At 43.5% G+C, this 16,776-nt stretch carries 18 protein-coding genes; 12 read left to right on the forward strand and 6 right to left on the reverse strand.

Annotation, left to right across the window (positions count from 1 at the left end; all coding sequences use genetic code 11):
- Positions 1-25: 25 nt before the first annotated feature.
- On the reverse strand, positions 26-622 hold the full coding sequence (locus QXE01_00595; GenBank protein ID MEM4969731.1) for a hypothetical protein: 597 nt from the start codon (positions 620-622) through the stop codon (positions 26-28).
- A 254-nt stretch (positions 623-876) separates the two neighbouring features.
- Here QXE01_00595 and QXE01_00600 point away from each other — a divergent pair, with 254 nt between their 5' ends.
- Positions 877-1,197: a hypothetical protein gene (locus tag QXE01_00600; protein MEM4969732.1), complete on the forward strand. Its 321-nt coding sequence runs from the start codon at positions 877-879 to the stop codon at positions 1,195-1,197.
- 40 nt (positions 1,198-1,237) lie between these two features.
- Here QXE01_00600 and QXE01_00605 read toward each other — a convergent pair whose 3' ends face one another.
- Positions 1,238-1,990, reverse strand: a complete 753-nt coding sequence (locus QXE01_00605) for a geranylgeranylglyceryl/heptaprenylglyceryl phosphate synthase (protein ID MEM4969733.1) — start codon at positions 1,988-1,990, stop codon at positions 1,238-1,240.
- Between the two features lie 40 nt (positions 1,991-2,030).
- Positions 2,031-2,348 (reverse strand): transcription elongation factor, encoded by a 318-nt coding sequence (locus QXE01_00610; GenBank protein ID MEM4969734.1) that lies wholly within the window; start codon positions 2,346-2,348, stop codon positions 2,031-2,033.
- A gap of 153 nt (positions 2,349-2,501) precedes the next feature.
- On the opposite strand from QXE01_00610, the gene ppa reads away from it, so the two are divergent.
- The 5 genes from ppa (at position 2,502) to QXE01_00635 (ending at position 8,099) form a co-directional block, all read left to right on the forward strand.
- Positions 2,502-3,023 (forward strand): inorganic diphosphatase, encoded by a 522-nt coding sequence (gene ppa, locus QXE01_00615; protein MEM4969735.1) that lies wholly within the window; start codon positions 2,502-2,504, stop codon positions 3,021-3,023.
- 43 nt (positions 3,024-3,066) lie between these two features.
- Positions 3,067-4,275 (forward strand): Nre family DNA repair protein, encoded by a 1,209-nt coding sequence (locus QXE01_00620; protein ID MEM4969736.1) that lies wholly within the window; start codon positions 3,067-3,069, stop codon positions 4,273-4,275.
- Positions 4,272-5,204: a radical SAM protein gene (locus QXE01_00625; GenBank protein ID MEM4969737.1), complete on the forward strand. Its 933-nt coding sequence runs from the start codon at positions 4,272-4,274 to the stop codon at positions 5,202-5,204. The genes QXE01_00620 and QXE01_00625 overlap by 4 nt, the downstream gene beginning before the upstream one ends.
- Before the next feature lie 237 nt (positions 5,205-5,441).
- Entirely contained in the window at positions 5,442-7,370 is a 1,929-nt protein-coding gene (gene gatE / locus QXE01_00630; protein ID MEM4969738.1) for a Glu-tRNA(Gln) amidotransferase subunit GatE, read from the forward strand.
- Between the two features lie 186 nt (positions 7,371-7,556).
- Positions 7,557-8,099 (forward strand): hypothetical protein, encoded by a 543-nt coding sequence (locus QXE01_00635; protein ID MEM4969739.1) that lies wholly within the window; start codon positions 7,557-7,559, stop codon positions 8,097-8,099.
- Between the two features lie 11 nt (positions 8,100-8,110).
- Here QXE01_00635 and rpl7ae read toward each other — a convergent pair whose 3' ends face one another.
- On the reverse strand, positions 8,111-8,500 hold the full coding sequence (gene rpl7ae, locus QXE01_00640) for a 50S ribosomal protein L7Ae (GenBank protein MEM4969740.1): 390 nt from the start codon (positions 8,498-8,500) through the stop codon (positions 8,111-8,113).
- Between the two features lie 72 nt (positions 8,501-8,572).
- On the opposite strand from rpl7ae, the gene QXE01_00645 reads away from it, so the two are divergent.
- From QXE01_00645 to QXE01_00665, 5 genes are all read left to right on the forward strand, one after another.
- Positions 8,573-9,343 (forward strand): isopentenyl phosphate kinase, encoded by a 771-nt coding sequence (locus tag QXE01_00645; protein MEM4969741.1) that lies wholly within the window; start codon positions 8,573-8,575, stop codon positions 9,341-9,343.
- On the forward strand, positions 9,340-10,452 hold the full coding sequence (gene fni, locus QXE01_00650; GenBank protein MEM4969742.1) for a type 2 isopentenyl-diphosphate Delta-isomerase: 1,113 nt from the start codon (positions 9,340-9,342) through the stop codon (positions 10,450-10,452). Before QXE01_00645 ends, fni begins: the two co-directional genes overlap by 4 nt.
- 73 nt (positions 10,453-10,525) lie before the next feature.
- Complete coding sequence (locus QXE01_00655) at positions 10,526-11,890, forward strand: glycosyltransferase family 4 protein (GenBank protein ID MEM4969743.1); 1,365 nt, start codon at positions 10,526-10,528, stop codon at positions 11,888-11,890.
- Positions 11,891-12,658 (forward strand): mechanosensitive ion channel, encoded by a 768-nt coding sequence (locus tag QXE01_00660; protein ID MEM4969744.1) that lies wholly within the window; start codon positions 11,891-11,893, stop codon positions 12,656-12,658.
- A gap of 161 nt (positions 12,659-12,819) precedes the next feature.
- The gene (locus tag QXE01_00665) at positions 12,820-14,274 is read left to right on the forward strand and encodes an aldehyde dehydrogenase family protein (protein ID MEM4969745.1); all 1,455 of its coding nucleotides are present in this window, start codon (positions 12,820-12,822) and stop codon (positions 14,272-14,274) included.
- Between the two features lie 517 nt (positions 14,275-14,791).
- On the opposite strand, the gene QXE01_00670 is transcribed toward QXE01_00665, so the two are convergent.
- The gene (locus tag QXE01_00670) at positions 14,792-14,986 is read right to left on the reverse strand and encodes a hypothetical protein (protein MEM4969746.1); all 195 of its coding nucleotides are present in this window, start codon (positions 14,984-14,986) and stop codon (positions 14,792-14,794) included.
- An 85-nt stretch (positions 14,987-15,071) separates the two neighbouring features.
- A complete protein-coding gene (locus tag QXE01_00675; GenBank protein ID MEM4969747.1) occupies positions 15,072-16,346 on the reverse strand; it encodes a transposase in 1,275 nt (424 codons plus the stop codon).
- 225 nt (positions 16,347-16,571) lie between these two features.
- On the opposite strand from QXE01_00675, the gene QXE01_00680 reads away from it, so the two are divergent.
- Positions 16,572-16,769, forward strand: a complete 198-nt coding sequence (locus tag QXE01_00680; protein MEM4969748.1) for a hypothetical protein — start codon at positions 16,572-16,574, stop codon at positions 16,767-16,769.
- Positions 16,770-16,776: the final 7 nt, after the last annotated feature.

Genomic DNA, 16,776 nt, shown 5'->3' on the forward strand with positions numbered 1-16,776 from the left:
ATATAAGGTCTAGGGAAGTCTCTGGTTAATCAATACTTATAGGTAGTGCTATCCTTAACGACTTATCAGAGCTTATATCCTGAATCCCTATAGCTATATAGATATTCATAATCCCCATATCACCTGATAAAGATAACGTTATATTCAATGCATCGATAACCAGATTATCCCCTATATTTACATATTTTAGCAGAAGTGCTTCATCGAGGTATAGGATTTTCTCACCATCAAATAATCTCCACGGGATCACGATCATATATGTTGTCGTGTTATCTCTAACATATGCAACACTATTCCTTATTATAACGAGAGATCCATTAACAGATGCTCTAGAGATCGATATATTGAGATTCTTTAAATCTAAACTGATATTTCTGCCTATATATTTTAGCAATGAGTTTATATAGCCCGATATGTTTCCAAAATTCTGGATAGAAGATGAAGCGTTGACCCTCCAATAGCTCTGTGAACCTTCAGAAATACTTTGTGGATAGGAGCTTCTGCTCCCCATCGAATAGCTATTTACGATCTCAGGATTGGTTTTACCTATGAATGCAGCTATAACAATCATAGATCCTCCGAGCATAGCTATTAATAGAAGAGCTACAGCTCTTAACCTCATATAGACCCAAAAACAATTTATCTACATAAATTAATAAGCTAGCTTTTCCCCTCTTACAATGCTTCTAATTTTCCGATTATACTATTCTCTATCGCCGATGTCAGCTCTATAGAGCAACGGCTCCTTTTTTAGCCCTCTTTAACCTTATCATATAATCAGTATTTCATCCTAATCAAAAGTTCAGCCCCTGGCAAAATGGGTCGGCCTCTAATGAAGGTTTTATCTATAGCTGCGAAAATATTATAGGGGTAGCATTGGCGGTAGCATCGATAGAAAGGGTTATAAGGGTGGGGGGTAAGAAATGGGATACATATGTAAATCTATCTATGAATAATAAAAATTATGTAATATATATACCAATGCTGCCTAAAAAACCTACTAGCGTTTCTGTAGAGGTTAGAGAACAGGATAAGAAGGTATTTATAAGGCTTACAAGCAGTGATGGGGGGATATGTACTTGTGAATTAGATCTCCATACTCTGGATATCTCTAAATGCTATAATATCTCTTGCACCCCAGGCGCTACATGGGTGGCTGACCAAGAGATCCTTAGATCCCACATAAGATCTAGCTAGCTATATAGATTCAGCTATTCAAAAGTATAGCTAACTATATTCAAGGTGTCAGGGCTTTCACTATTTCCACTATCTTCCTAGCCTTCTCCGGATCCCTCTCTAGAATTGTTCCCAATACTATTGCATCAGCACCCGCCTTAAGGATCTCTACCGCTGTCTCTGGCTCTCTAATACCCCCGCCGACTATTATATATAAACCTGTGGATCTCCTAACAGCCCTCACCACCTCCGGGCTCACTGGTTTAGGAGCTCCTGAGCCCCCTTCTAAATATATATATCTCATCCCCAGAAGCTCTGCTGCCATAGCATATGCAGATGCTATATCTGGCACCTCCTCAGGGATCGGTCTTGCCCACCCTATATGCCCAACAGCTGTATTGCTTCCCATGAGTATATATGCTGTTGGCAATACCTCTAATCCATATCTCTTGACTATCGGAGCACCTATCACCTGAGCCCCTATTATATAATATGGATCTGCGCTGTTTAAGAGGGACATGAATAAGATGGCGTCAGCAGCCGGGGATATCCCATTCACATTGCCTGGGAAGAGTATTATTGGAAGCCCAGCCTCTCTAAGTATAGACACAGCTCTGCTAACCTCGATCTCAGATACCCCTAGGCTCCCCCCAACAAGTATAGCATCTACACCCCACCCCTTGATGATCCTAGGTATCTCCTCAATGCTATTTTTTACATGCTTAGCAGGATCTGGATCTACTAATATGAATACCGCCTTCTCACCCCTCCTAGCCTTCGATCTTAGATATTCCTCCACCTTACCCCTCCACATAGCCTTGACACCTATTGTATATCCGGGCTATTCCACCTTGCTACCCAGCTTCCTCACCTTCGCTCTCTACCCCTTCCCCCTCCTCAAACCATACCTCAGCGGTTCCCGAGAAATACTCATCTATAAATCTACCATATACATCTACAGGCTGTGCAAGCATTGGGACATCTCTAACAATAGATCTTAGCCTGCATTTTGGATTAGAGCATGCTATATAGGCGATCCTCTTATTATCCTTCTCCTCGATTTTAACCGATATAGATATAGATCCGCATTCAGGGCACTGAAAGGTCTTTGGAGGCTTTCTCTTAGTCCAGTGAATAGTTCTTAATGTCCTTCTCTTCTTCCTCCTCCCCACCGGCTACACCTAAATCTCTATATCTCTGAGATTATTATATATCAATAAAAATCAATGATCTAGGAAGCATAATCACCTTCCTCATACATCGTGGAAAGGGGCTTTTAGTTATGAATTTAATTCTGGGAAGTATAATAGTGGTTAGGGCTGGTTATGAAGAGAATCGGCCCTGGAGATAAAGCACCGGATCTAGTAAATGTTATAATAGAGATCCCGGCGTATTCCTCGGTTAAGTATGAGTATGATGAGGAGGCAGATGTTATAAAGGTTGATAGGGTTCTATATACATCTATGGTATATCCATTCAATTACGGCTTTATACCAGGCACTATGGAGGAGGATGGAGATCCTGTTGATGTTCTTGTTATCAGCGATCACTCATTCATACCAGGATCTGTTGTTGAAGCCCGTCCAATAGCCCTTTTGGAGATGGAGGATGAAGAGGGCGTCGATTCCAAGGTGGTTGCTGTTCCCAAGGATAAGGTTGAGCCCAGATATTCCAATATAAAGGATCTCAGTGATCTCCCTGAGATAATTAGGAAGAAGATCGAGCATTTCTTTGAACATTATAAGGAGCTCGAGCCGGGTAAGTGGGTTAAGATTAGAGGTTGGAAGGGCGCTGAAGATGCTAAGAAGAAGATTGCTGAGGCTGTTAAAAGGGCTTCTAATAGATAGCTATAGGTGTTGATCCATAGTAAAGGTTCCTCCCCAGCTCTGTATAAGGTGTAGGGGCTCTAAATACCTCTGTGGACTAGCATATTGCCCCATAGTTGTTGAGACAATTGCGAGTATAAGGGTAAAGCGGGCTGAGCGTGGAGAGCTAGATGGATCCTCACCGCCGAGTGTTTTCATAGGTAGGGAGGGCTATCCATTTGTAAGGGTATACCCAGCCTCTCCTCCTGTTAAGGGCGATACCTCTCACTATGAAGATCCTTCGAAATGGATCCATATGGATCTGGAGGAGTTCCTTACTATGAGACTATCACTTGTGAGAGGCTATAAAACATTTAGAGTATATGATGCTAATAATCCTACCAGGGAGCTAGAGGAGATAGCGATTCTCTCTATGAGCCCAACACCATTAGATGTTGAGATGCTCTTTGAGCGGAGCCCCAGGGGAGATGTTATTCTAAGCGAGATCTCCCCTCCAATGGGCCCCTCAGCACCGCTTAAAAGGATAAGCATCACCTCCTCAAAGCCTTTGGAAAGGGTTGTTGAGAAGGTGTATAGTGATAGAGATCTCAAAGCCAGCGAGGCAATAGCTATTCTATATAGAGGAGGTATAGATGTGCATAGGATCTCTAGGATCCTCAGTATAGGGGCTATTGGTAGGAAGAGGAGGCTAGTTCCTACTAGGTGGGCCATAACAGCTGTTGACAAGATAGTCTCTGACACATTATTGGAAAGGGTTAAAGAATATAAATTGTTAGATAGTGTTTTACTATTTAAGAGATCGGTTGATAAAAACCTCTTCATAGCTATTATGATACCACATACATGGGCATTCGAGTGGGGGGAGGCATGGTATCCAGGAACCACCTGGAATATGTGGGGATCCGAACCCTGGGTCGAGATCGACTACGAAGGCTACCATGGCAGGAAAGACTATCCAGGGATTGGTGGGTGCTACTACGCATCAAGACTAGCAACGCTTGAAGCTCTGAGCCATATGAGGAGACAGGCTGCTGTTATAACGTGGAGAGAGATATATGAGGGGTTTAATCTACCTATTGGTGTTTGGTATGTTAGGGAGAATATGAGGGCCATGTATAGGTCTAAGCCGGAGGAATTCAGCGATTTAGGCGAAGCGTTAAAAAGGGTTGGGGAGATCATGAGAACCCCTATAAAGAGGTTTCTAGCTAGATCAGGCGTCTATTCCCTACTCACCTCGAAGAAGATCACAAGCTATATTGGTGATAGAACTTGATACCCAAGAAGATCATCGAGATAAAGGTATCTAAAGCCCTGTATAGGTCAAAGCTCCCAGATCTAGATTATAGCATTAATCCATATCAAGGATGTACCTTTGGATGCATCTACTGCTATGCTAGAGACTTCACAGGGATAAGGGAGGCTGCGGATAACTGGGGCGAGGTGGTTGCTGTTAAGATAAACTTCGTTGAGGTGCTCAAGAAAGAGATTCTGAGGGGTGCTAAGAAAGGCGTTGTTGGTGTCTCCACAATAACGGATCCATATATGCCTATAGAAGCTAAGTACCAGCTTACAAGAGGATCTTTAGAGCTTCTTTTAAAATATAGATTTAGGGTATCTATACAGACAAAGTCTCCCCTAGTCCTGAGGGATTATTATCTGTTGAGACACTTCAGAGAGATCGTAGATGTTGGTATGACCATAACCACAATGGATCCCTCGCTAGCTAGGGTAATAGAGCCAGGAGCCCCCCACCCACTTGCGAGGGCCAGGGCTCTTGAGAAACTCTCTAAAGCCTGGATCTATACATGGATATTCCTTGGACCCATAATACCTAGCCTTAACGATAGTGAGGAGCATATAGAACCGGTTATAGAGGCTGCTAGAGCAAGCGATAGCTTGGTTGTATTCGACATGTTTAACATATATGATAGGGCTTGGAATATCATGAAGGAAAGGCTTGATAAAGGCGAGATCATGAAGATCTACAAGACCGTTAAATACGGCAGTGAGGGTTACTGGTCTAGGATAAGGAGAAAGGTATTCAAGATATGCTCTAAACACAGTGTCACATGTATTGATTACCAGTGGTACGATCCATGGGATAAACGGAGCAACTGGGCCAACTGGAGGAAGGCTTGGTATAAGGATAAAAAGAGAAGATCTATAGAGTTTAACTTCTTAGATAACTGGACAACAGGTTAGCTTAAACCCACCATAGAAATCTAAATCGCCTTTGAACAAGGCTTAACAACTAAAACCCCGACTCTTTAGAGTGGGGGGAATCGAAATGTTATATAGGGTGGGGTTCTAGTTATTATGGAGACTCTGACCCCCTACTCTGAGAGACAGGGTTTTGGTTGTAAAGCGGAAAACCTAGCTATATAGGGATCTTTAGTATAAAGTGTTTGGCTATAATATTATCTAGGTGAAGGGGGCGAAATGTATAGGCTTGACTATAGAGAGCTCGGCCTTGTAGTGGGTCTCGAAATACACCAGCAGTTGGATACAGAGTCTAAGCTCTTTTGCAGCTGCCCCACAAAAATAGTTGAAAATCTAGAGGGGGCTCCAGTTATTATTCGAAGGCTTAGGGCTAGTAGGAGCGAGTTAGGGGATATAGATCCTGCTGCTCTCTTTGAGTATCAAAGGGGAAGGCTATTTAAATATATAGCTCCCAGAGAGGCTACATGCCTTGTGGAGTTGGATGAAGAGCCTCCCCATATGATAAATAGAGAGGCTGTTGTGATAGCCCTAGCTATTGCGAAGGCTCTCCACGCCAGACCAGTTGATGAGATCCATGTTATGAGGAAAATAGTTGTTGATGGATCTAATACAAGTGGGTTCCAGAGAACAGCTGTGATAGCCCTTGGAGGCTATATAGAGGATGAGGAGGGTTTGATCAGAATACAGAGCATAACCCTTGAAGAGGATTCCGCTAGAAAGATAGGGGAAGAAGATGGAAGCGTGATATACTCGCTAGATAGGCTTGGAATACCACTTATCGAGATATCCACAGGACCCGATATACATAGCCCTGAGCAAGCTGAGAGGGTTGCATATAAGATAGGGCTTCTCCTAAGACTTACTGGGAAGGTTAAAAGGGGTCTTGGGACGATCAGACAGGATCTCAACATATCTATAAAGGGAGGGGCTAAGATCGAGATTAAGGGTGTTCAGAGGCTCGAGCTCGTATCAAAGGTTGTTGAGTATGAGGCATATAGACAGTATAGATTGCTCCGGCTAAGAGATGAAATCCATAGAAGGGGGCTTAAGAAGGAGGAAATCTCTAGAGAGGCTCTCGTAGATGCTACAGAGATCATGGGTAGATGTGAGAGCAGGCTGGTTAGATCCGCTATTCAGAGAGGAGCCTCAGCCTTGATCCTACCTCTAAAAGGGTTTAAAGGCCTCCTAGGATGGGATCTAGGTCCTGGAAGGAGATTTGGAACCGAACTTGCGGACTATGCAAGACAGTGGGGAGGTGTTAAGGGTCTTATACATAGTGATGAGCTACCAGGCTATGGGATCGATGAGGGGTTTTTAAACACTCTCTATGAATATTTAAAGCTAGATAGATCTAGAGACGCGTTTATATTAATAGTAGATCAGAGGGAGAAGGCTTTAAAGGCATTTGAAGCAGTGATCAAAAGGATCTTAGAGGCTTTCGATGGAGTCCCGAGAGAGACTAGGGCTGCTAACGAGGATGGCACCACATTCTATATGAGGCCCCAGCCAGGTGCTGCTAGAATGTATCCAGAAACAGATATACCCCCGCTCATAGTCACAGACCAGCTTCTAACAGAGGCTGAGAAATATGTGCCAGAACCAGTTGAGGTTAAGATGAAGAGGTTTGTAGAGGATCACAAGCTTAGTAAGGAGCTAGCCGAACAGATCATTAGATCTAGATATTTACCCCTCTACGAAGATCTAGTAAAGAGATATGGAGAAGCTATCCAACCTTCCCTCATAGCCTCAACCCTTATAAATACACTTAAATCCCTCAGATCTGAGTGTCCAAACATAGATATGATCTCAGAGGAGACTATTGAGGAAGCGATAAGCCTACTCGCCAAGGGAGCCTTCTCTAAAGAAGCTCTGCCAGATGTAATTAAATATGTATGTATGAAAAATGTACCGCCTTCAAAGGCTATAGAGGAGATGGGGATCAAAAAGATCGGGAGGGAAGAGTTGGAGAAATTGATCGAGGAAATGATAGTGAAATATAGAGATGAGATCCTGAGAAGAGGCGATAAGGCATATGGCTATATGATGGGAAGGATCATGGAAGTGGTGAGGGGAAAGGCGGACGGTAGAGAGGTATCCGAGATACTTAGAAAGAGGTTAGAGATGATTTTAAAAGATCTTAAAAAGTAATGAATATAGCGATATTAGTAATCGAGAGATCGCTATAATCGGTTTTCATCTCTGACATACCTTGTTATATTATCCTTGGAAAATAGTGTCTTCCTTTAACCTCTTTCTGTTTCATTTCTAATGCTAGGAGATTTCAGCTATGACTGCTTAAAAGCATATTAAATATCTACACAGAGGAGAGGAGCTATGGAAATCAGATATGATCTTCCAAAGTATTTAATAATTGTAATGCTAGTATCAACCATGGTATTTCTGGGATTTCAGGGCAGTGCTAGTGCTATCGGGAATACCGATGCTCAGGAGGGTTCTACGAGCGCCACAAATACTACATTGAATATCCCTACCACGGCTTTAACTACTAATGAAACAGTTACCAACACTAGTGTTGTAGTTACTAATACAACTCCTACACCAACCAACACATCTATAAATGCTACCGCAACCAATACCTCTACCCCTATAGGGGCTACAGCTGCTATCGGCGTAGAGAACGTTACAGCTAACATCACTACGGTAACCGTTATATCATATATAACTCTTCCACCCGTTACCAGGCCTCCAAGTAATGTTGAGATAGCCAGATGGCTATCAGGTGGAGTTATAGCTGGCATACTTGTTGGGCTTTCAATTGGCTATGCCTTTTTCGCAAGAGGTGTTTCTATTAAAAGACAGCAGGTGAGTGGTAAAGGTGTTAGGACTGGTGAGAAGGCGGAAAAAAGAAGAAAATAGAAAATAATGTATTATTTACCCTTAGCTTTTAGCTCATTAGCTGTTTTCACTATTTCCTCATATAGCTGTTTAGCTTCCCCAGGATCTAGAACCGCTACGCTTGCAGCAGCAACGGCGATGCCAGCAGCTTCTCCAAGCCTCTTTTTACTAGGTACATAGATATACGGCACCTTCTTCTCTTCACATAGATATGGAAGGTGTAGAACCACCTCAGGAGGCTGAACATCTTCCGCTATCACCACTAGTTTAGCTTGGTTTCTCTCAACAGCCTTGGTTGTTTCGTTTGTCCCCTTCTTTATCTTCCCTGTTTTCGCGGCCTTGCTCACAAGCTCATATACCTTCTCAGCTACCTCTGGTGGGACTGAGAATTTAACATGGATCTTCTCTGCGCTCATCCTCATCCTCTCTCGTCGCAATTAATAATTACTCTGAGACCTTATATTCTCCATAGGAGAGGGTTGCAGGAGGGCCCTTTGATCCTCAAGATTGGTGGCTCCATAGTAACGGATAAGAATAGACCTCTAACTATAGATATCAATGCTATTGAAGCAGTATGCTCTGACATAGAGAAGGCATATAGAGAGGGGGTTAAAAGATTGGTGATAATCCATGGAGGGGGTAGTTATGGACACTATATAGTTAGGAAGATTCTGGAGAGTAAGGGGCATATAGATGAAGATGGTTTTTCAGAGATTACCTGGTGGATGGGTGAGCTTAATAGAGAGCTGGTTAGCAGGTTGAGAAGAAGAGGGCTACCAGCTATATCTATAGCCACTCATGCTGTATTCTACGAAGATTCCCCAGGACTCTTTAACTATCTATTTGAACCTATACATATAATGGTTGAGAGGGGTTTAATACCTGTTCTATATGGGGATGCGATAGTCTCTAGAGAGAAGGGATATGTGGTGCTCTCTGGAGACACGATCTCATGGCTTTTAGCATTGAGGCTAAATAGTAGGAAGGTTTTGTTCGCCACTAATGTTGATGGCGTATTTGATAGAGATCCTTCCCAGCCTGGTGCTAGGCTCTTGAAGGAGTTCAGGGTTTCAAGGGATATGGCGAGTCTCGAAGGGAGCTCCTCGAGCTACGATGTTACAGGGGGTATGAGGAGGAAGATTTTAGAGGGTATAGAGGCTCTGAGGAGCGGTGTGAGAGCCTTGGTGTTTAACGGTAGGAAAAATGGGTATATATATAAAGCTCTTATTGGATATGAGGACATTGGGACGGTGATTCTATATTGAGTACACCATCAAGAAAGCTCGAGCATATAGATATAGTTCTAACACACGACGTTGAGGGTCCCGGGACTACATGGCTCGAATATGTATATCTAATCCATAGGGCTATCCCTGAAATAAACTTTGAGGATGTCGAGCTAAGCATAGATTTTCTTGGTAAGAAGCTAAGAGCACCCATAGTTATAACGGGGATGACAGGTGGCCACAGAGATGTTACCCATATAAATAAATCTCTGGCTGAGGCTGCTGAGGAGTTTGGTATAGCGATGGGGGTGGGGTCTCAGAGGGCAGCTATAGAGGATCCCTCGAGAATCGAGTCGTTCTCAATAGTTAGAAAAGTTGCTCCCAGCACAGTTCTAATAGCCAATCTAGGCGCACCACAGCTTGTCAAAGGCTATGGGGTTAGCGAGGTTCGGAGGGCTATAGAGATGATAGATGCAGATGCAATAGCAATACATCTAAACCCAGCCCAGGAGGTTATACAGCCGGAGGGAGAGCCCGTATATAGGGGTGTTCTTAAGAGTCTCGAGCATATAGCATCGGTTCTAGAGAGACCGGTAATAGTTAAGGAAACAGGGTGTGGATTGTCGATGGAGGTTATAGAGGATCTCAGAGGGATAGGGATCAAAATCGTAGATGTATCTGGCTATGGAGGCACTAACTGGGTGCTTGTCGAGAAATATAGGGCAGAGAGAAGGGGTGAAGATCTTAAGGTATTAGTGGCTAACGATCTATCTATGTGGGGTATACCAACTGCAGCATCTATTATAGAGGCTAGATATGCTGCTCCAGACTTCACCATAATAGGTAGCGGGGGTATAAGATCTGCTTTAGATGCCGCCAAAGCCCTCGCCCTAGGCGCAGATCTAGTTGGAATAGCTAAGCCAGCCCTGGAGGCCTATTACTCTGGGAGGTTAAAGATATATCTTAAAAGCCTGATACATGGTATAAAAGCAGTGCTATTCCTCACAGGATCTAGAAATATTGCTGAGCTTAGGCAAAAACCCCTTATAATAACCGGTGCATTGAGGGAGTGGATGATCGAGAGAAGGATCGATAGGGAGGCGTTTGACATGGCTAGAAGAAGATCTACAGGTATCGGCATATTATAATAATTTCGAGAAACCCTCTTCTATTTTATCCCCCCGGTATAACTATATTTGGTGGTATTCCATAGTATTTCATATGATCACTATTACCCAGACCCCTTTGGTTAGATTCAAGATAGGCATTGAGGAGATAGTCAAAAGGCTCGGGTCTGTCCAGGGCCAAGTAGATCTCTCATTACTTAGAGAAGGTGAGGACTATATATTAAGCCCTGGCGGCGTCACCAGAATGGTCTACCCTTTTCTCCGCAGGCTTGTAGACATGGGTGGATCCCCATGGTGGGTCTCGCTTAATCCCAACGCTCCTCAAACTGTGGTTGCCAATGGGATAAAGATCTACCATGTTTCGGTTCCAACAGAGAGGATAAAAGGGTATGGAAAGGCGAAGGAGGTTATATGGGGAACTCTTCATATGATCCATGAGAGTGTCTCCCAAGCCCAGGATCTAATGTGGATGGATGAATATATAGATTACATATACTATAATAGAAGGGTTGCCCAAGCAGTAGATATGCTTGATCGTGAGGAGGACTTCGATATAATATATATACATGACTTCCAACATATCCCGCTAGGGACTATGCTGACTACTATAAAGCCTAGAATCTTTAGATGGCATATTCCGCTGGAGAAGAGTCTGATACCGGATACGTGGATCCCCTCACTAGATCTCTATCTCAATAAATATAATACTATAATCGTAAGCAGCAAGAGATACTCAAAGAACCTGGTTGAGATGGGCTATAGAGGTAGAGTTGTTGAGATGTACCCATATATAGATCCTACACAGTATAAAATCCCCTCAAGGGATGAGGTGGAGAAGTTTGCATCTAGATACGGTATTGCCCCTGATGATAAACTGATTCTCGTTGTCGCTAGGATGGATCCGATGAAGGGTCAGGATAGAGCTATTAAGGCTCTTAAGCTTGTGAAAAAGGAAATCCCAGAGGCGAAGCTTATGCTTGTTGGAAACGGCAGCTTCTCAAGCTCTAAGAACGGGATAGGGCTTAGCAAGGGGGAGAGATGGGCTGGATATCTCTCTAGCCTAGCTAATGAGCTCGGCTTGGCGAATGATGTGATAATGACTGGGTATTTAGGTCAGAGGGATCTTGAGGCAGCATATTCCAGGGCAGACGTTGTTCTTCTCCCATCCATTATAGAGGGGTTTGGGCTTGTGGTTGTTGAGGGCTGGCTATATAGGAAGCCAGCTATTGTGAGTTCCAATGCAGGTGTAGCAGATCTTGTGAGGGATGGTGAGAACGGCTTCATAGTAGATCCAAATAGTTTTGAGGATATCGCAGAGAAGATCAAGATTGTTTTAAAAGACGAGAGACTCGCAGAAGAGCTTGGAAGAAGGGGGTATGAGACTTCTAAGAGATGTTATATCGATACAGTATTTAAGGAGGAGATGGAGGTTATAGAGAGAACCATCGAGGGTAGGTAGATGGTTCTGGAAGAACTTATACCTATTCTTCAAACAATATACCCTCTCTTCTACTTCATAGGAATCATCTTAGCAACATGGCTAGTAGTAAAAATCCTTGATAGTATTGTGAAGAGAGCATTCTCAATATTACCACACCTGGTTTTAACTAGGATTAGAAAGGGTATTTCAGCCTTCATATGGGCTGTGGGGATCCTTATCGCTATTGAGCAGCTGGGCCTTAGGGCAGAGATCCTCATAGCTATAATAGTTCTCCTAGGTATAGCAGCTATAATAGCTCTCAAAGATGTGCTGTCTAACATAGCGAGCAAGTACTTCTCAGATATATATGTTCCATATAAGGTGGGCGATAGAATAAGCATCGCCGGATATACAGGATCTGTGATAGAGATCAACCCCCTAGTAACTGTTCTTCTGACAGATGATGGTAAGACTATATCGATACCTAACTCGTTCTTCGTATCCAATATAGTTGTTAACGAGACTAGGGAGGCGTGGAGAGAGATCATAATACCGATTCTTATCGAGAAGGGTCTCGATATAGCGGAGGTTGAGGCAGAGATTTTGAAGAGAGTTAACAAGCTTAGATCAAGATTAGATGATAGATTCCCACCAACAATTATAACTAGAAGAGCAGATGAAAATAACGTCGAGATCATACTTGTTGCGAGGATAAAGGATCCGATGGATAAAGATGCTATTACTAATGAGATAAATAGGAGGGTTTTAGAGGCTATAGAGTATATGAAAAGCAGGGGCAGGAAATAGAAGCATTTCTAGAGCCGATCTTCAATCCATTCTTTAAATAGCGAGTATTGGTTTAGCCAAGGCTCAAGTCTGTTACTAAGAGCTCCAAGGATCAATAGCTATTCTAGGAAAAAATATATTTTAGCTGGTGGAGTATTATCTGAGGTCTTTGGGTGGCCTCTATGAGGAAGTTAGTTATCGGGGGTGAATGGATCGAAACCGGATCTTATCAAGATATTATATCACCTGGTACAGGGGAAGTTGTTGATCGTGTATCCATAGCCTCGGATAGGGACACGGTTAGAAGGGCTATAGATATGGCATATGAGGCCTTCGAGAGGTTTTCAAAAGAACCTCTAATCAATAGGATAAGGATTTTGAAGAAAGCAGCGGATCTCATGGAATCCTCTAGGGAGGAGCTCGCCAAAACCCTCTCTATGGAGGCTGGAAAACCGATAAGGGATGCTAGAGTAGAGGTTTCTAGAGCTATAGCGCTTTTCAGAATAGCTGCTGAAGAGGCTAGAATGGTGTTAGAGGGCAAGGTCCATAGGGTCGACGCCTATGAATATCCGCCTGGCAATGAGAATAGAATAGTTATGGAGGTGAGAGAGCCCATAGGGGTTGTAGGGGCTATACTCCCATTCAACTTCCCAGTTAATAGCTTTGCACATAAGGTGGCTCCAAACATAGCTGTTGGCAATACTATAGTCGTTAAGCCTGCCTCTGCAACACCTCTCTCTGCTCTTGAGCTCGCCTCGATCCTCTATAGGGCGGGGCTTCCAAAGGGGGTTCTAAGCGTCTTGCCAGGGCCGGCATCTGTGGTTGGGGATGAGATTGTGAGTAATAGAAAGGTGAGGGGCATAACCTTTACAGGATCTACAGCAACAGGCCTAGCTATAGCTTCGAAGGCTGTTACAACGGGGAAAAGGGTTATGATGGAGATGGGCGGTTCAGACCCTATAATAGTCTTGGAGGATGCTGATGTTGAGAGAGCTGCTCAGATTGCTGCTAGAGCTAGATATGAATATGCTGGTCAGAACTGCAACGCTGGCAAGAGGATCATTGTTCACGAGAAGATCAAAGATAGATTTACAGAGCTATTTCTAGAAAATGTTAAGAGAATAAGGGTTGGAGATCCTCTTAGTGAGGAGACAGATATGGGGCCTGTTATCTCCGAGGATTCCTTAAGAAACCTTGAAAACATGATTAGAGATGCTGTTGAAAAGGGCGGGAAGCTCCTCTATGGGGGTGAGAGGATGAGGTTAAAAGGCTTCTACCTCTACCCAACCGTTATATATGAACCGCCCATAGAATCGAGGGTTATGAGGGAAGAGGTGTTCGGACCAGTAGCACCTATAGTTAGCTTTTCTAAGGAGGAAGAGGCTATAGAGCTAGCTAACATAACAGATTATGGTCTCCAAGCAGCAATATTTACGAAGGACATAGCTAGAGCCCTTAGAATAGCTAGAGAGATAGAGGCTGGAGGTGTAATGATAAATGATAGCACAAGGCTTAGATGGGACGCGCTACCATTCGGAGGTGTTAAGCTAAGCGGGTTAGGAGGTAGAGAGGGTGTGAGGTCAACTATACTCAACCTAACAGAGATCAAGATCATCTCTATAAATATCTCTACATAACATCCATTATAATATTTTCAGCAACCTGAGGCATGTTATGGATGTGCCTTTAGCATCTTCACCATCAACACCTAGACACCTCTCATTAAACTCTACATCTAGGTATGTGTAGAATTTTCTATATGGGAATGTCTCTAATCTATATTTTAGCCTCCTACCCCTCCCCCTACTCTTCTTCCTTCACTCTTTAGGTCTAGGTGTCTCTAACTAGAGTATGTCGACAACCGAGAACCCGCGCCTCCGGGGCGAACAGTTGGGCATGTATATTAATGCTTTTAAGCTTTGTTCAACATTTTCTTATTGGGTTTGAAGCCGATGAGATTAGCGAGGCTGATGAACACTATGCCCTTTATTACCTGGGGGAGCACAGCTCCCCGAAGGGTGGTAGAGAGCGAGACCCAGCCGTGATGAGCCAAGCCGTGGCAGATATATATCTGCCACAGTTCAGGTGAACGGTTCTCAACCCTCCTCTGAATACCCCTCCTAATACATCTATACAACTGAAAGCCTCGCCCCTTTAGGGCGGGGAGGAGGTCAGAGTGTATAGAGGTTCTAAATAACCCTCATGATCCTGGAATGTTTTGAGTAGAAATGATATATCCGCCATCCTCTCTAGCATTTCAATATCATATCTAACCTCTCTGAGAATCCTCTTAGCAACACCTATGATCTCCTTAAAACCCTCCTCTAGAAAACCCTCTTCCCTCTCCATAATCCCATTATTATGTATATAGAGGTGCCATATATTCCTGACCTCCTCCCCGCCCTAAAGGGGCGAGGGTTCCCTTCAGGGCGGTTCATTGGTTTAGGGCTACATTCCCGGCTTTCGCCGGGTTTAGCCCTGGGCCGGGTCTCCGGCCAATTACCCCTATCCCGCATAGCGCGGGACTCGGGGTTATGGCCTTCTTTTTAGCTAGTATGTTGAACGCCCCAACGAGGTCTGCGTTGAATATGATGTTATGTTTATAGCATTTGAATAGCCCCCTTGTTATTCTCTCATGATTCTCTATACTTCTGCATATTGGGCATGTCCTAGATGTATTTTTCTCATCAACATGCTCGATCTCTATCCCGTATTCCTCAGCAACCTCTCTCAATCTTCTCAATAGATATCCATAGCTCCATATATGGACAATCTCGAAGTTAACCTTAGAACCCATACCAGGCTCCTGTACAGCATATTTTGGATGACCAACATATATCTTCTTAACACCTTCACTATATAGCCATTCTATTGTGTTCCTAACAGCCCAGTCTATATAGCTCTTGATCTGTCTTCTCCATTTTTTATACATCCTCCTAAGCCTCCTAGAAGATCTCAAACCATATCTATTCAAGGTGCTTTGATAGCTAGAGATCTTCTCCCTCCAGTAGAAGCTAATAGCCTTCAAAGGCCTCCCATTAACCAATAAAGCAGATCCATCATCAACATATATAGCCAATAGGTTGTTAACACCTATATCTATGCCGGCCTCCTTATCCCCAAGAGGCTTTAGAGGAATCCTAAAGCTACTACCCTTGACTACCTTCTTATCAACCTCGTAGGATATGTATATATACCATTTCTTATCATCAGCATCATAGTGTATCTCAGCCCTACCCTGCCTCCCAGAAATATGTATCCTGCCTGAGTATCTAACTCTCATAGATCCAATAGCTCCTAAGCCCTTAATAACTATATACTCACCATCAACCCTATACTGGTCGTTTCTAAGCACAGCCCACAGTGTTCTGATCTTCCCCTTCTTCCTATAACCAGGTGGGTTAACCCTTGTTATGAACGGTGGTAGCCTACCCTCCTTCTTAGCCTTCAAAGATGAGAAGAATGATCTCCAGGCCTCATCATTCTTGTTGAGGATCTGCTGTGTTGTTGCAGATCCGATTATCTTCTTATATCTCTCGTAGAACTCCTTATACGTGCTCTTAAGATCTACTTTTTTGGTTTCGAAGAACTGTCTCCTCCTAGCATAGTTCACCTCGTTCCAGAGCTTTGAAGAGATATTACAGAGCGTCTTTAGCCTCTTCTCAGCCTCCTCATCCGGCAGTAGCCTTAGCATCACAGTTCTGATCAATGTATCACGCCCGGGGCCCTGGCGGGCATAGAGATAGAGGGGATAGCTATATTTTAGCCGCTTGAGGTTGGCCCGCCAAGGCCACCGAAATACACTAGAGGACTCAATTTATAAGCTTATCGCCATCCCCGCCTTAAAGGAACAAGGTTTTCAGTTGTAAGCGCTATTGAAGGTGGGTATAGGTTCGTAATAGATGTTCCGTGTGCAGATAAAGATACTATTGAGGTGAGTAGTGTTAAGAAGACTATAGAGCTTAGGGTAAAGATATCTAGGGATAAGATTAAAGCTCTAAGTACTATGGGGGCTGACACACTTCCTATTAAGGGATATAGATTGAAGTATGATCTACCGTTTGAACCAGATCCAAATAAGATCCGGGTTAGAATGAGGGCAGGTTTCATAGAGCTTATAGTTATGAAATAGTTCTCAG

It is taken from the genome of Sulfolobales archaeon (assembly GCA_038897115.1).
In the GTDB taxonomy this organism is placed as follows: Archaea; Thermoproteota; Thermoprotei_A; order Sulfolobales; family AG1; genus AG1.

What these genes read in the sequence shown, in the direction of transcription:
- rpl7ae (MEM4969740.1), bottom strand. Translation starts at nt 8,500, where the DNA reads ATGAGGATGAGCGCAGAGAAGATCCATGTTAAATTCTCAGTCCCACCA.
- ppa (MEM4969735.1), top strand. Translation starts at nt 2,502, where the DNA reads ATGAAGAGAATCGGCCCTGGAGATAAAGCACCGGATCTAGTAAATGTT.
- QXE01_00605 (MEM4969733.1), bottom strand. Translation starts at nt 1,990, where the DNA reads ATGTGGAGGGGTAAGGTGGAGGAATATCTAAGATCGAAGGCTAGGAGG.
- QXE01_00660 (MEM4969744.1), top strand. Translation starts at nt 11,891, where the DNA reads ATGGTTCTGGAAGAACTTATACCTATTCTTCAAACAATATACCCTCTC.
- QXE01_00670 (MEM4969746.1), bottom strand. Translation starts at nt 14,986, where the DNA reads ATGGAGAGGGAAGAGGGTTTTCTAGAGGAGGGTTTTAAGGAGATCATA.
- QXE01_00665 (MEM4969745.1), top strand. Translation starts at nt 12,820, where the DNA reads ATGAGGAAGTTAGTTATCGGGGGTGAATGGATCGAAACCGGATCTTAT.
- QXE01_00655 (MEM4969743.1), top strand. Translation starts at nt 10,526, where the DNA reads ATGATCACTATTACCCAGACCCCTTTGGTTAGATTCAAGATAGGCATT.
- QXE01_00595 (MEM4969731.1), bottom strand. Translation starts at nt 622, where the DNA reads ATGAGGTTAAGAGCTGTAGCTCTTCTATTAATAGCTATGCTCGGAGGA.
- gatE (MEM4969738.1), top strand. Translation starts at nt 5,442, where the DNA reads ATGTATAGGCTTGACTATAGAGAGCTCGGCCTTGTAGTGGGTCTCGAA.
- QXE01_00635 (MEM4969739.1), top strand. Translation starts at nt 7,557, where the DNA reads ATGGAAATCAGATATGATCTTCCAAAGTATTTAATAATTGTAATGCTA.